Below are 15,080 nucleotides of genomic sequence, written 5' to 3'. Positions count from 1 at the left end.
TATCTCTCATTCACGATGCAAATATATAGGCGGAGAATCACCCCTGCAAGTATTTAAGGTTAAACAAAGTTAAAAGCATCAATATTCTCTCAAAAGCAATGGAAAACATATCAAAAACAGGGGTATGCCTGCGCAAAAGAGGGGTAAAAGTATCTAACAAGGCGATTCTTCTCCTTGAAATTAGCGTAGTTAAAAATATCAAAACGAGTTGTAAATAGATCATCGGAAGGGAGATTTGCGAAGAAATAGGGTAGGTGAATATGTCATCTATATAGTAAAGAACTGGATTTCCCGGGAGGAATCTATTTGCTGGGGTAGGAGAATTGGACAAAATCTGAAGAAAACTGTCTGAATCAGGATTCTCAGGATTGAATAAATTAGCAGGATTAAAATACTGAATTTGAGCGAGCGAAGCGAGTGCCGCAGGCTTTCTTTTGCCGTCAGTTTCAACTGACGGACAATGGAATCCCGGCTTTAGCCGAATACCGCTCTGGGTTTTAACCCGTTTAAAACGTGATGCTGGGGTTGAAACCCACAGCGGAAGAGGCTGCGCCTCACATCTTTAAAACCGTCAGTTTCAACTGACGGCAAAAGAGAGGCCTCCGGCCACTCGCTGCGCTCGCTAACCACACAGTGTATATGAATCAGGGATTGCCTCTTGATATCCTGCTAATTTATTAAATCCTGAGAATCTTGATTCAGACAATGGGAAAAATCCTCAAATATCAACCATTCAACCCACAATGCCCAGAAAGGCACTGCCCAATCCGCAAGACTATGCTTTCTTTTCGTCAAGACTATTTATTTGTTGATAACCGTCAACACATTTGTCGACAATTGTCAACAGATTTGTTGATAACTATCAACAGATCTGTTGATAATTATCAACAAATGAATGGTCCCGGCATTTTGTTTATTTACAGGGGCTTATGCGTTGTTGTTTCCGGGGTGAGAAATCAGAACCGATACTGGGCGGAAACGAGGAATTCCCGGCCGCGGATATGGATCCAGGAGGTGTAGCTTTGCAGGGAATTGTATTGGGTATAGCTGTATTGCCGCTTGTCGAAGAGGTTTGTGAGCGTGCATTCGAATTGCCAGGTGCCTGTTTTCCAACGTAATGCGGCGTCGAAGAAGAAAGCGTTGACGGATTGCTCGCGGCTGATATCATTATAATAATGGTCGGCCGAGAGGTTCAGTTCGACCGGGAAGAGGTTGTACGACACAGACAGTTTCTGCACCATATTCCAAAGCGGCGAGAGCTTGTTTTCCCCAACCTTATTGCCGCCGTAGCGGAAGTTGCCCTGGTAGCTGGTTTCCCAACGGCGGTTGGGCGACCAGGAGATCTTGGGTTCGTACATCATATATTCCGACCGGAAAGGCAGGCGCTTGCCCTGGCTGATCATTTCTGCTTTCTGTCGCACAAATTGATAGTCAAGGGAAGCCTTCATGTTCCAGTCGAAGAAACTTTTGGAGAGGGTGCCCCGCAATGACCAGTTTTCCCCTTGGGTGGATTCGTTGTGTGCCAGGCGGGTGACCAATTCGGGTGTGACCACCTGTTCGTACGTCAGATTCGACCAGTTGCGCGTATAGTTCAATGAAAGGGTGGCAAAGAATTCCCGGATCGTATTTTTATATTCGCCGTACAAGCCGTAGTTCTGCAGGCGTTGCACAGGGAGCTGCCCGTTGTTTTGTATCGCTTGCAGGTAATTCGTCTGATACATTATATTATATAGGGCGGTCACGTCGCCGTACGTCTCCCGGTAGCCGGCATTCATGCGGAAGCGCCAGGCGTAGTTGTATTTATAAGTCACCGACAGGGACGGATTAGCTGCCAGGCGAGAGAAGTCAACGCCCGGATAACGTGTCCAGGTGATTGGCAGGTGCATAAACCACTGCCATTTGTCGACTGTCGCCTGCCAGTTGGTCGACAGATACGGGCTGTACCCGTTCGCTATCGTATTCAGTTCCCCTTTGAAGCCAGCCGTATAGCGTTGGGTGAAGACCCCTTTTTTCAAGAGGGCGGCAAAAGAGTTCTCGGTATAAAACTGATTGAGTGGCAATTTCGTCTTCTCGCCGTTCACGATCAGTTCGCCCGGCTGGTGGGCGTAGCGCATGAAAGAGGCGACCTCATAGGTGGTCGTTCCTTTGTTCCAGTTGGCCTTGAATTCATTCTTGGCCAGTAGATCCGTTTGCCGGATCTGTTGATCGACCGGACGTATGCCGGTAAATTGACTCAAAGCGCGCCCCCATTCGCCCGAGGTCGAGAAGCGGTTGTTCAAGAAATGCGAATCGGCATTCTTTTCGATGGCCAGCTTGATTTCTCCCCGGTCGGTGCGCAGGGTGTTGCGGCTTTGCTCCGCGATCGAAGTCGTATCGTTGGTCTGGAAATAGGTCGTTTCGCTTCCTCGTTCCTGTTTTCGCTCGTCATGGGTGTAGGCCGCGTTGAGGCGCAGGTGGGTATTCTCATTCAGGCGATACAGGCGGTTGCCCGATAAGGTATGCATATCGTTCCACAACGTCTTTTCCTTTTTCAATGGCGCCTGCAGGGAAGGCAGGGAGAGGAAAGCGGGCGCGGCCGCTTCGTTCATGCGCAGGGCACTGAGCGAAGCCAGATCCATCATCTCTTCGGTGATATCCACACCCCGGTTGTTCGCTTTGTAGCCGTAGATCGATTGGCGGTTGCGACTGATTTGCAAGGCATTGAGGTTGGCATCCCACAACAGTTCGGACCCGCTTCTGCCTGTCTCCGCCCCAATGGCGGCGCCCATGCCCGCCCGGATCGTCGCCATCCATTTACCTTTGAAATCCTCTTTCAGTTTGAGGTTGATGGCGATATCTTCGGTCTTCACCTTGTCTTTCAGGATACGGATAGGCTGGTGATTCTCCAGTACCTGCACCTTCTCCACCGCTTTGGCGTCGAGGTTATTACTGATCTGCCCGTATCTCCCGTCGGTCAGGTCCATGCCTTCGACATAGAAGTTACTGATCTGCTTGCCGTTGTACGAGATGCGTCCGAGGTCGTCCACATCCACTCCGGGCAGTTTCTTGATCACATCTTTGATCGTATTGTCGCCGGCCGAAAGGAACTGGGCGACATCGTAATTGATCGTATCCTGTTGCCCCCAGACCCGTCCGGGGCGTATCTCCACCTCCCGAAGGTCAAAAGCCGCCTGTTCCAGAGCGAAGGAATGCATACCGTCCGGTTGCACGGGCAGTTTCATCTCTTTATAGCCCAGGAGCGTCACGGCGATTATCAGTGAGTCGCCGCCCGCAGCCGCCCGACGGATCAGGAACTCGCCCTTTTCATTGGAGAGGGTGTAGTTGACCAGCTTCTCGCTTTCTCCCTTCAATAGTTTAACCGTAGCCATCTCGATGGGTTCCCCGGTCTTCGCGTCTCTGACTATTCCTCGAATCTCCGTCTGTTGCTGGGCGGGGAGGGGGAAGGAGAGGCAGAAAATAAGAAGTAGGATGGAGATTATTTGTTTCATGACAATATAGGATTAGAGGATTTGACAGTGTGAAATATTGAGGATACTGATACTATCTCGGCTCCCCTCCTGCCCGAGGAGGGGGGGACCATCGCTTGCGATGGTGGGGTGGTGGGAGAAAAAAGAAATAGGTATTTCTCATTTGTAAAGAATACAAACCGCCCCACCGCTGCAAGCAGCGGTCCCCCCCCGCCTTAACCAAGGCGGGGAGCTGGAAATGCATACTTGATATCAAGATATCACTCCCTCTCAATCGGATTGAACGGCGTGTCTTTTGGGCGATAGTCTTGTCCGTCAGGACTTTTCATGACGATCTTCATATTGGGGGAGGTAGAGGTGACATACCCGATCGGGTCGGCGGCATACCGTTTGTAGACCGTGTTCAGGTCTTTGCGCGAGACCGGCTGGTAGCCATCGGCGCCAAACATCAGTTTCTCCTCGTCCTGGGGGCGGATGATGCCGGTACATTCGAAGCGATAATGCCCCTGCGTGTCCTGCGCCCGCAGGATCAGTCCGGGCAGTCCCTGCAGTTTCCAGGGACCTTCGCTGCGTGGGATCTCGGTGGTGAACCAGGCTTCGTAGTCGCGCCCTTTGAACGTGCAGACCGCTTTCTGGCAGGGGTAGGAGAGGATCGTCAAGGTATCTTCCAGCAGTTCCCATTGCGGGATCTCGTTTTTCTCTTCACAACGGAAACGGCTCGACGCGATCTGATCGAGGGTGGTTGTCTTTCCTGCCGGATAATTCTTAAATACCTGTGCCGTCTGCCGCCCGGGATTGGCGTCGGAGCTCTGTCGGTTCATCACTCGCCCGTCGGGGCTTTTCCGGATCTGTTCGCGGAAGAGGGAGTCGGTCACAAAACGGGTATAGCTGTAATACTGCGAACTCTTATCGCCCACCTTCAACATCATCGTCTCGTTGTCGGTCTTATCCGGTTTCAACGTATCGGGCACACTGGTCAGTTCGTATTGCGCGATAAACCGGACTTCATCGATCGGCTCCGCTTTCATCCCGTCGCTGAGGTTCGGGATATTGATCACCACCTGGGCCATGCCGCTCAGGCTCAGACACAGACACATACTAAGAAATACAGTTGTTCGTTTCATCTCTTTTCTCTTTTGAATGTTTTCTGCCACAAAAATAGAGAGAGAAAACAGCCGCCCGCCCGAAAGTTATTACTGAAATATTACGCCATGAATTAAAAGGCTCTCGCGTACCTTGATACTCTCGCCAAGGCGTTTATCTTTGCACAACAAACAAAGGACGATGGAAAAGCGCATCAAAATAGTCTGGATCTTATCCCTGATCTCCGCCCTGGTGTTGATCGGCGTGCAGGGCTACTGGCTGTTTACCCAGTATCAGTACGTGATCGATTCGCATACCGAAGCCATTGCCCGGACCATCCAGGCGGCGGGCGAAGAAGAATTGACCCGGCGGAAAGAAGAGAGCGGCGGCACGTTCTCGTATTCCCTGACCAGCGAGATGGCCGATGGTGAGTCGGACCAGTCGCCGCGCAAGAAGACAACGATGGCTTTCACCTCGGGAAAGCGTAAACCCTCTTGGGAAGATTCTACTTTTATCCATCAGGGAACCGACCTGTTGCGCGACTCGGTGATGAAAGTGATCAAGAGTATGAGCCCGGAAGCACTGCGTGAGCTGGGTAATGTACGGATTGATTTACAACATAATAATATCAAATTCCAGGATCCGAACGAGGTGCCGCAGGGTCAAATGAAACAGAAGTGGCTCAACCTTCTTTTCAGTGCCAAATTGCCGGAAGACTCGGTGATCTGGGGCATGAACCGCGCGATGGTCAACCAGACGAATGCGTTCCGGGTGTCGCTGATGGATTCATTGTTGCAAGAGAAGTCGCCCGATATTCATTTCACCTTTTCCCCGTGGGAGCCGGCCGATAGCGTGATGGCGGAAAGCGCGTGGAAGCGGACGGGAACCCTGTTTTCTCCGCGCATTACGTACGACTATGCCTATAGCCCCTTTCAGCAGTTGGGCATCTCTATCGAAGCCGCTTTGCCTTCGCTTCCGATTTTTCATAAGATGGCGGCGCAGTTGGTCTTGGCTTTCGGGCTTGTGTTGCTTTTGATCGGTTGCCTGGTCTTTCAGATCAAGACCATTCTGAAACAACACAAGGTCGGGGAGATGCGCCAGCATTTCGTCAATACGATGATCCACGAGTTGAAACGTCCGGTGCAGACGCTGAAGACCTTTGTCGCTTTTCTGGGCGATAAAGAGATGCGTTCGGACGAGGGCATGACGCAGCAGATCGTGCAGGATTCTATGTTCGAACTCGATAACCTCTCGGCCTACCTCAATAAATTGCGCGATATGATCAAAGCGGATCAGGAGGTGACCCCTTTGCATATCAGCCGCTTTGATTTACAGGAATTGATCCGGAAGGTGATCCGTCTGACCCATATCCCTGCCGGGAAAGCCGTGCGGCTGGATACCCGTTTCGAGATGGAATCGCCCTGGGTGGAAGCCGATCCGATCCATGTGGCCAATATCCTGAGCAACCTGATCGAGAATGCCATCAAGTATTCGGGCGAACAGGTGGAGATTACGATCGAAGCGCGGCGGAAGGCGAATGAACTGGTGTTGACGGTTTCGGACAACGGCATCGGTATCCCGTCGGTCGAGCAGGATAAGGTCTTTGCCAAGTTCTACCGGGGAAGCAATATGCCCGATATCACCCTGCCGGGCTTGGGATTGGGTTTGAGTTATGTCAAATTAATCAGTGAGGCGCACCAGGGTTCGGTGGCATTACAGAGCCGCCTGGGCGAAGGTACCTCCATCACTTTATACTTACCGCAATGAACCGCCCGATAAAGATTCTTTTTGCCGACGACGACCTGAAGTATTCCTTGGTTATCAAGCGTTTCCTCGAGCGCGAAGGCTACGACGTGACCTATACCGGCAATGGGGTGAAAGCATTGGAGCAGTTTCCGCAGGTAAAGCCTGATTTAGTATTGCTCGATATCAATATGCCCGGCCTGAATGGCTTCGAAGTGGCGGAGAAGATCCGGCAGACCGACCGCCATACATTGATCTTCTTCCTCTCCGACCGCTCGGATAAGAGCGACCGTCTGAAAGGGTTTAGCCTGAAAGGCAACGACTACCTGGCCAAACCCTTCTATCCGGAGGAATTACTGGCGCGCATCAAAGAGCGTCTGGCCCTTCAGCAACCGGAAACCCTATCCGACGAGATCTATACCTTTGGCAATACCACCTTCAACTACAGTACGAACGAGCTCCGCACCGTGAACAACAAGACCCTGATCACCTCCCGTCAGGCAGAGATCCTGCGCCTGCTGGCGAAGAATACGGACCATGTTGTCAGCCGTGATCTCTTATTGACCACCGTCTGGGGCGACACTTCCTATGCGAACTCCCTGGCGCTTAACGTGCAAATCACCTATCTGCGGAAAGCCATCGCCCACGATACCACTTTGCAGATCCTCTCCCTGCCCCGGAAAGGGTATATATTGAGTAGTAAAGGGTAAGAAGATTTGCGTATTACGTATATAATTTATATATTTGTACGTAATAAGACGTATTCATGTGAGAAAAGCTTCGTTATGTACACTAAATTAACACTGAATGTCAACCGATCGATCGTGGAAGAGGCGAAAGTCTACGCGAAAAGGCACCATGTAAGTCTGTCCAATCTGATTGAGAACTACCTGGGTTCTTTGACAAAGGAACCTCAACGGCGCGTGGAAGTCAGCGAACTGGTTGAAAGCCTGACCGGGATCATTCCGGAACCACAGGACGACCGGAAAGAATACCGCGATTACTTAGATCAGAAATACAATTGATGGATCGTTTATTAGTCGATACCAATATTGTGATCGACCTCTTGGCCCGACGGGAAGACTTTTACGTAGAAGCCCAGGAGTTGTTCACTTTAGCCGATAGAGGCGAGGTGGAGTTGTCTGTTTCCGCATTGACTTTTGCCAATATCTATTATATATTGTGTAAACACCATGCTTCGGAGCATGTGCGCAAAGCGTTAAACAAACTGAAGATACTCGTAAAGACCCTGCCGGTGGATGATAAGATCATCGAGTTGGCGCTTCATTCCGATTTTAAGGACTTCGAGGATGCTATTCAGTACCACAGCGCCCTACAAAACCATTTAGACATGATCATTACCCGGAATAAAAAAGACTTTAAACACTCCCGCCTGCCCGTTTTTACTGCCCGGGAATATCTGAATGCACACAATTTATAACCGCTTGTAACGTTAGGTATTAAGCGTAAATGTTTACCTTTGCGCCGATACTGGGGGAATAGAAGGCTATTATTGTTCCTTTATTGCAAAGAAATCATACATATTTATATATACATGGGAAAATACAAGTTAATCAATAATGTGTTGGGCTGGGTCGTTGGTTTGATCGCTACGACGGTTTATTTAATGACAATGGAAAGCTCGGCCAGTCTTTGGGATTGCGGTGAATTTATCTCTTCCGCCTATAAACTGGAGGTGGGGCATCCGCCGGGCGCTCCGTTCTTTATGATCATGGCGAATATCTTTACGCGACTGGCTCCGGACATTACCCAGGTGCCGGTGATGATCAACGCGATGTCGTCTCTTTTCAGCGGATTGACGATCCTGTTCCTTTTCTGGAGTATCACGCATATCGCCCGCCGGGTGATTGTCGACCACGGAAAAGAAGCAACGCTGGCGCAGTTGATCACCATTATGGGTTGCGGACTGGTGGGTTCGCTGGTCTATACATTCAGCGATACGTTCTGGTTCAGCGCCGTAGAGGGTGAAGTCTACGCTTTCTCGTCTTTGTTTACCGCTGTGGTCTTCTGGCTGATCCTCAAATGGGAGGATGTGGCCGATCAGCCGCATGCCGACCGTTGGATCGTATTGATTGCTTACCTGATGGGCTTGAGTATCGGTGTTCACTTGTTGAACCTGCTCTGTATCCCGGCTATCGTATTGGTTTATTACTACAACCGTTATCCGAACCCGACCATGAAAGGCACGATCATCGCTTTGTTGATCTCTTTTGCGATTATCGGGCTGACAATGTTGGGATTGGTTCAGGGGCTGGCCGAAGTATGTGGCTGGTTTGAGCTCTTCTTTGTCAATACCCTGGGCATGCCTTATAACTCCGGTGTCTTTGCCTATATCTTTATCCTCGTCGGCGTGATCGGATGGACGATCTGGGAAACGATGCGCGAGCAATTGAGTCCCGTCCGTGTGAAGATCGCCTTTATCCTGTCGATCACCTTACTGGGTATTCCTTTTATGGGCGATGGATACATCATCGGTATCCTGTTGATTGCCGCCTTGACGGCTTATCTGTTCCTCAGTAAGAACGTGGCGGTGAAAGCGCTCAACGTGACGATGCTTTGCCTGCTGGTGGTTGTGGTCGGTTATTCTTCGTATGCCGTGATCTTTATCCGGGCAACCGCCGATACGCCGATGAACCAGAATGATCCGAGCGATATCTTCACCCTGCGTACCTATCTGGCGCGTGAGCAATACGGCAGTGTGCCGTTAATCTACGGCAATACCTACGTGAGCGAAGTGAAACGCGAAGTGCAGGGCCGTATGGTGCAGGCAGTGACCAAACAAGGCAAACCGACCTGGAGCAAGGTAGTCAAGAAAGACGAAAACGAAAAGGATCATTACTTCATTTCCAAGTACGATAAAGAATATCAGTACGTCGACGAACTGAAAATGCTCTTCCCCCGTATGTATAGTTCCGATCCGAACCATATCAATGCCTACAAAGATTGGGGACAGGTGAAAGGTACGCCGGTGCGTCTGCCCGACCTTTCCACCGGAGAGACCAAAACGATCATGAAACCGACCTTTGCGGAGAATATCCGGTTCTTCTTCTCTTATCAATTGAACTTTATGTACTGGCGTTACTTTATGTGGAACTTCTCCGGACGCCAGAACGATATGCAGGGGCAAGGAGAGATCCATCATGGCAACTGGATCACCGGCATTAAGTTTATCGACGAGGTATTGGTCGGCCCGCAAGACGATATGCCTTACGATATTGCGGATAATAAAGGACATAATGTCTATTATATGCTGCCCCTGTTACTGGGTATCCTGGGATTGCTGTTCCAGGCGTATTCCGAAAAGAGAGGCATACAGAGCTTCTGGATCACGTTCTTCCTGTTCTTTATGACGGGTATTGCCATTGTGCTCTACCTCAACCAGGCGCCGCTTCAGGTGCGCGAACGCGATTATGCCTATGCCGGTTCGTTCTATGCCTTCTCGATCTGGATCGGGTTCGGTGTGGCGGCGATCGCAAGGGCTTTGGAGCAGTATGCTAAAGCGCCGGCTGTCGTAGCGGCTTCGCTGGCCACTATCCTTTGTCTTTTCGTCCCGATCCAGGTGGCGTCGCAGAACTGGGACGACCACGACCGCTCGGGACGTACCGTTGCCCGCGACTTCGGACATAACTACCTGGAATCCTGCGAACCGAATGCCATCCTGTTTACCAATGGCGATAACGATACCTTCCCGCTCTGGTACGCCCAGGAGGTGGAAGGCATCCGGACGGATATCCGCGTCTGCAATACGAGTTATCTGCAGACCGACTGGTATATCGACCAGATGAAAAAGGGCGCCTACGAGTCGGCTCCGCTGCCGATTACCTGGACCCGGGCGGATTATATCCAGGGCACACGCGACTTTGTGCATCTCCTGCCTATGATGCCGGAGGTCAATCTGAGAGCCGCCCTCAACTTTGCCCGCAGTGATAACCCGGAAACGAAGAAGACACCGTTCTCCGACCAGGAGATCGATCATATCCCGACCCAGCGCCTGCTTCTTCCCATCGATAAGGAAGCTGTCGTGCGTCATGGCATTGTCAAACCGGAAGATGCCGCTCAGATCCTGGATACGATGGTGATCGATCTGTCGGATAAAGAAGCCTTGGGCAAACAGGAACTGATTATCCTCGATATGCTGCAGGCAAACAACTGGGAGCGCCCGATGTATTATGCCATTACCGTCAGCTCCGACCAGTGGGTCAACCTCAGTCCGTATTTCCGTCAGAGCGGTATGGCCAATCAGATTGTGCCGATCTCTTCGCCGGATGGCGCGAACAAGATCAATGTCGAACGGATGTACGACAACCTGATGTATAAGTTCAAATGGGGCGGTGTGGACAAGCCGGGAATCTACCTCGACGAGCAGGTGGTACGTATGTGTAAGACCTACCGTTCGAATCTCTTTGCCCGCCTGGCGGAAGAACTGATCGAAGAAGGCGATCGCGATAGAGCATTGAAGGTATTGGATCGCAGCGTGGAGGTCGTTCCTCCGGTGAATGTGCCCTGGGATTATACCGGCCTTTCTTACAGCCAGCTCTATTACGAACTGGATCAATCGGAGAAAGCGGAAGAGATCCTGGATGCGGTGGCCGAGTACACTTTCCGCAACCTGAACTGGTATTTCCGTCTCAAGCCGGGGCAGATGCTTTCGGTCACCCGGGAGATCGAATGGGATTTGCAGGTCGTGTACAACCTGATCGCCATCGCCAAGAGATACAATCCGGAGTTTGCCGCCAAGTATCAGGAAGAGTTTGATAATTACCGCATGGCTTACGGCACGACGATGCAGCCCGGTAGCCGCCGTGAACAATAAGACCGGCTCATGTTTATCGAACAACCTCCCTGGTTCTACAGGGTCTTGTTTCCCGGCGTGATCTGGCGAAGACCGGCGGCAGAGAAGTGCGTCTACCTGACGTTCGACGACGGGCCGATTCCCGAGGTGACACCGTGGGTATTGGATCTATTGGATCAGTACGGGGTGAAAGCCACCTTCTTCTGTGTCGGCGAGAATGTGTATAAACATCCGGAGATCTACCAGATGGTCTTAGACCGCGGACACCGGGTGGGCAATCATACCTACAACCATATCCAGGGTATCCGTTTCTGGACAAAGAACTACGTAGCGAATACGGAAAAGGCGGCTGCGTTGATCGACAGCCCCCTGTTCCGTCCGCCGCACGGGCACATGCGCCGCCCGCAGATCCTTCGCTTGCGCGATAAGTATAAGATCATCATGTGGGACGTGGTTACCCGCGACTATAGCCCGCACATGACGCCCAACGGCGTCTTCAATGTCGTCCGTAAATATACGCGCAACGGCTCGGTCATTGTTTTCCACGACTCGCTCAAAGCCGAACAGAACATGAAAGAAGCCTTGCCCCGCTCCATCGAGTGGCTATTGCAGCAAGGCTATGAATTCCGCCTGTTCGACTTCCCCTAAGGCCTTTGGTTAAGGCGCCTTAAACCCCCTTAATCCCCTTAAACTCCTTAAACACTTTATTATAATCATCTAAATCACAACATCATGAAACACACAAGAAATCTTTTTTTCGTTTGTTTTCTCCTCTGTTCTTTCCTGCTTACGGCACAGAACAGCCTGAAAGAGAAATTGGAGTCCCTGCCGGGAATCAGCCAGGTCGAAGCCCTGGAATCTGATCAGTTCGCCGAGAAATACCTGGTGCGTATCACCCAGTTCCTGGATCCGCACAATCCGGATGCCGGTACCTTCACCCAGCGCGTGGTCGTTTCCCATGTCGGCTACGACCGCCCCACGGTATTGATCACCGAAGGCTATGGCGGCGCTTACGCCCATCGGTCCGGCTACCGCGAAGAGCTCTCGCGCTTCCTCGATGCCAATATGGTGCATGTCGAACACCGCTATTTCCTCGAGTCGACACCCGAACCCCTGAACTGGGACTACCTGACGACCGAGAACTCCGCCTATGACTTGCATAACGTAACGACTACCTTCAAACAACTCTATCCCGAGAAATGGATCTCTACGGGCATCAGCAAAGGCGGACAGACGACTTTGCTCTACCGCGCCTGGTTCCCCGACGATGTGGATATCTCCGTTCCCTATGTCGCGCCGTTGAACAAAGCGGTGGAAGACGGACGCCACGAACCGTTCCTGCGCAAGGTGGGTACGGCAGCCGACCGCGAAGCCATCGAACAGTTCCAACGCCTGATTCTCGAGCGCCGCGCCGAAGTGATGCCTATGTTGGAGAAATACTGCCAGGAGAAAGGTTATACCTTCCGCATCCCGATGAATGAAGTCCTGGATTATTGCGTGTTGGAGTATCCTTTTGCCCTGTGGCAATGGGGAACGCCGGTGAACACCATCCCGCCGGCCGACTCGCCCACGGCGGATTATTTCGATCACCTGATGCGCCACAGCAGTCCCGACTACTTCGCCGAAGATCAACCCTTGGGTTCTTTCTTTGTACAAGCCGCCAAAGAGATGGGTTATTACGGCTACGACACCAAACCGTTCAAAGGTCTGCTCACGATCGACAGTAGCGAAGGCTATCTGAAGAAGATCATGCTGCCCCTGAGCGCCGGCGATGTACCTTTCGACGACGGTATGTATCATAAGGTATATAACTACCTGAAAGAGAACGACCCGAAGATGATCTGTATCTACGGCGAAGTGGATCCCTGGAGCGCCACGCGCGTACCCGATTTCGAAGGCAAAAAAAACCTGCAGATCTATATCGAAGCCGGCGGAAGCCACCGCGCCCGCATCGGCACCCTGCCCGAAAAGACCCAGGAACGCATTATCGAGCAACTGAAACGCTGGCTGGCAGAGTAACCTAAACTACCGGTAGTTTTACCACATAAAAGTTTTTACCCCGGTCTTCACCTTTCACCCTTTACCGAGATCCCTGTATTGATCAGCGTTTCGGGTGAAAGATAAAGATATACCTAAAAAAAAACGGCAGACCTCCCGGCGGCTTCCCAGAAAAGGCCGCCGGCCTTTTGGAAAACTCCGGCAGCCTTTTAAAAAAGGCCGGCAGCCTTTTGCAAAACCCTGCCGGCCTTTTTCGGAAGGCTTTACCTTTCACCTGAAACGCTGATCAATACAGGGATCTGGCGGGCTTCAAATCTTTTGAGCATTGATTTCTTTAGAAATTCTGTCCGGTATCCCACCACAGGCGGGTGCCGCCTGTATCGGCGCCGTTGAGTGCCTGAACCAACGCGTTGTATTGTTGGGGGTCGGTATCCGACAGGTCGCCCGGGAAGGGCAGGCGGCGGATCATCGTTTCCGTATCGATCGAACCGTTGCGGCTGTTGTTCACCCGCACGGGGAAGAGACGGGGATAGCCCGTACGCCGTTGCTCGGCCCAGGCTTCGCAGCCTTCGGGGAAGATCGCCAGCCATTTCTGGGTGATGATCTTTTCCAGTTTTTCCTCCTGCGTCGCCGCTTCGATCCAGCGGGGGGATACGCGACAACGGGCAGCTATAGTATTCACCGGCTCGAAAGGATCTTCGTAGTCCGCACCGATCCGGTCGCTCTCCAGGTAGTCTTCCACCGAAGAGGTCACGTTCCATTGCCGGAAAGAGGTCGTAACGCCCTGCGTATAACAATAGGCGGCCGATTCCGTCGTCCAGCCCCGCAAGGCGGCTTCGGCGCGGAGGAACCATACCTCGGCGGCGGTCATCAGGATGGGGGCGGTCGACTGGCTGACGTAGATCTTCGAATAGCCCGCAAACAACTGATGGGAATAGCCGGTTCCCTGCCGGATGCCGCGGTACTCGCCTTTGACAGCCAGGGTAACGGTCTTGCCATTCGCGTCGGTATAGACAATATCGTCGGCGCAAGGCTCGAAGAACAAGCCGCGGCGCGGATCATCGTAACCGTTTAAGATCGATTCCATCGAGGCGTTCATCTGCACTTCGTTCCACACCCGGTTGATCTCGCCCAGGGGGTTGAGGTAGCCTTTTGCCGTCGATACAACGGCCAGCTCGCTCGGCTCGGTAAAGTATCCGGTCGGATGGTTCAACGACTTGAGAAACTCCGCTTTTCCTTTCTCCGGTGCCGCCATCGCCACACGGATCGCCAGGCGCATACGCAAGGAATTGGCAAACTTCAGCCAGGCAGCGTGTGTCCCGTCGAGGATAATATCGAAGCGGGGGATGATCGAAAGCTCGGCTTCGTTGCCGGCGTATGTGGTCAATAGATCGATCGCTTCATTCAGGTCGTCAAAAAAGGAATAATAGGCCTGCTGCTGTGTCTCGGGCAGGTAGTCTTTTCCTTCCACGCCGAAGTTATTATAAATGATCGGGCCATACATATCCGATACCCGGTGCATCGCCTCTACTTTCAGGATCTTGGTGACGGCATAGAGTAGGGGGTATTTGACCGCGGTGGTATCTTCCGACTTCTTCAACTGCGGCAGGGTGTACGCATAGGAATAAAGCCAGTTTGTGCCGTTCCAGCCGTCCTGCAGGTTGTAGTCGGTATTGGAGGACCCGCCGTTATGTGGCTTGTAATCGTGCATATAACCGCTGAACATATCCGCATTGAGGTTTTGCATCAGCTGAAACGGCCAGTTCTTGCCTTTGCCGAAGTCGTAATTGAAGTAGATGCCTTGTTGTGCCACATCCAGCGGAATACGCAGGTGGTTGTAATCGATCTGCATCTGCTCTTCCGTAATCCCGGACTTATCGGTATTGAGCTGCTGGAAGTTCTCCGTACAGGCGGTGAACATCAAGCCCAGAGCGGCCAATGCCGGGATATATTTCTTTATCTTTCGTTTCATAAGG

10 protein-coding genes are annotated in these 15,080 nt (G+C 51.9%); 7 read left to right on the top strand and 3 right to left on the bottom strand.

The features are described 5' to 3' along the window. Positions 1-956 precede the first annotated feature (956 nt). Both M2133_RS11605 and M2133_RS11600 read right to left on the bottom strand, forming a co-directional pair. On the bottom strand, positions 957-3,488 hold the full coding sequence (locus tag M2133_RS11605) for a TonB-dependent receptor (RefSeq protein ID WP_277466301.1): 2,532 nt from the start codon (positions 3,486-3,488) through the stop codon (positions 957-959). A gap of 239 nt (positions 3,489-3,727) precedes the next feature. Beyond that, a complete protein-coding gene (locus M2133_RS11600; RefSeq protein ID WP_277466300.1) occupies positions 3,728-4,591 on the bottom strand; it encodes a GLPGLI family protein in 864 nt (287 codons plus the stop codon). Between the two features lie 160 nt (positions 4,592-4,751). Between M2133_RS11600 and M2133_RS11595 the strand changes: the two genes are divergently transcribed. From M2133_RS11595 to M2133_RS11565, 7 genes are all read left to right on the top strand, one after another. Beyond that, positions 4,752-6,317, top strand: a complete 1,566-nt coding sequence (locus tag M2133_RS11595; RefSeq protein WP_277466299.1) for a HAMP domain-containing sensor histidine kinase — start codon at positions 4,752-4,754, stop codon at positions 6,315-6,317. Beyond that, on the top strand, positions 6,314-7,003 hold the full coding sequence (locus M2133_RS11590) for a response regulator transcription factor (RefSeq protein ID WP_277466298.1): 690 nt from the start codon (positions 6,314-6,316) through the stop codon (positions 7,001-7,003). The genes M2133_RS11595 and M2133_RS11590 overlap by 4 nt, the downstream gene beginning before the upstream one ends. A 75-nt stretch (positions 7,004-7,078) precedes the next feature. Further along, complete coding sequence (locus M2133_RS11585; protein WP_277466297.1) at positions 7,079-7,318, top strand: DUF6364 family protein; 240 nt, start codon at positions 7,079-7,081, stop codon at positions 7,316-7,318. Further along, on the top strand, positions 7,318-7,734 hold the full coding sequence (locus tag M2133_RS11580) for a PIN domain-containing protein (RefSeq protein WP_277466296.1): 417 nt from the start codon (positions 7,318-7,320) through the stop codon (positions 7,732-7,734). Before M2133_RS11585 ends, M2133_RS11580 begins: the two co-directional genes overlap by 1 nt. Before the next feature lie 114 nt (positions 7,735-7,848). Continuing rightward, positions 7,849-11,127 carry a DUF2723 domain-containing protein gene (locus tag M2133_RS11575; RefSeq protein ID WP_277466295.1) on the top strand — a complete coding sequence of 1,093 codons (3,279 nt, stop codon included), beginning with the start codon at positions 7,849-7,851 and terminating at the stop codon, positions 11,125-11,127. A gap of 9 nt (positions 11,128-11,136) precedes the next feature. Further along, a complete protein-coding gene (locus tag M2133_RS11570) occupies positions 11,137-11,754 on the top strand; it encodes a polysaccharide deacetylase family protein (protein ID WP_277466294.1) in 618 nt (205 codons plus the stop codon). 84 nt (positions 11,755-11,838) lie between these two features. Further along, the gene (locus M2133_RS11565) at positions 11,839-13,125 is read left to right on the top strand and encodes a S28 family serine protease (protein ID WP_277466293.1); all 1,287 of its coding nucleotides are present in this window, start codon (positions 11,839-11,841) and stop codon (positions 13,123-13,125) included. A gap of 313 nt (positions 13,126-13,438) precedes the next feature. Here M2133_RS11565 and M2133_RS11560 read toward each other — a convergent pair whose 3' ends face one another. Continuing rightward, entirely contained in the window at positions 13,439-15,076 is a 1,638-nt protein-coding gene (locus tag M2133_RS11560; protein ID WP_277466292.1) for a SusD/RagB family nutrient-binding outer membrane lipoprotein, read from the bottom strand. Between the last annotated feature and the right edge of the window lie 4 nt (positions 15,077-15,080).

The sequence above is a fragment of the Parabacteroides sp. PF5-6 genome (genome assembly GCF_029504695.1).
Lineage (GTDB): Bacteria > Bacteroidota > Bacteroidia > Bacteroidales > Tannerellaceae > QVMG01.
This window is presented reverse-complemented; position numbering and strand designations above follow the sequence as displayed.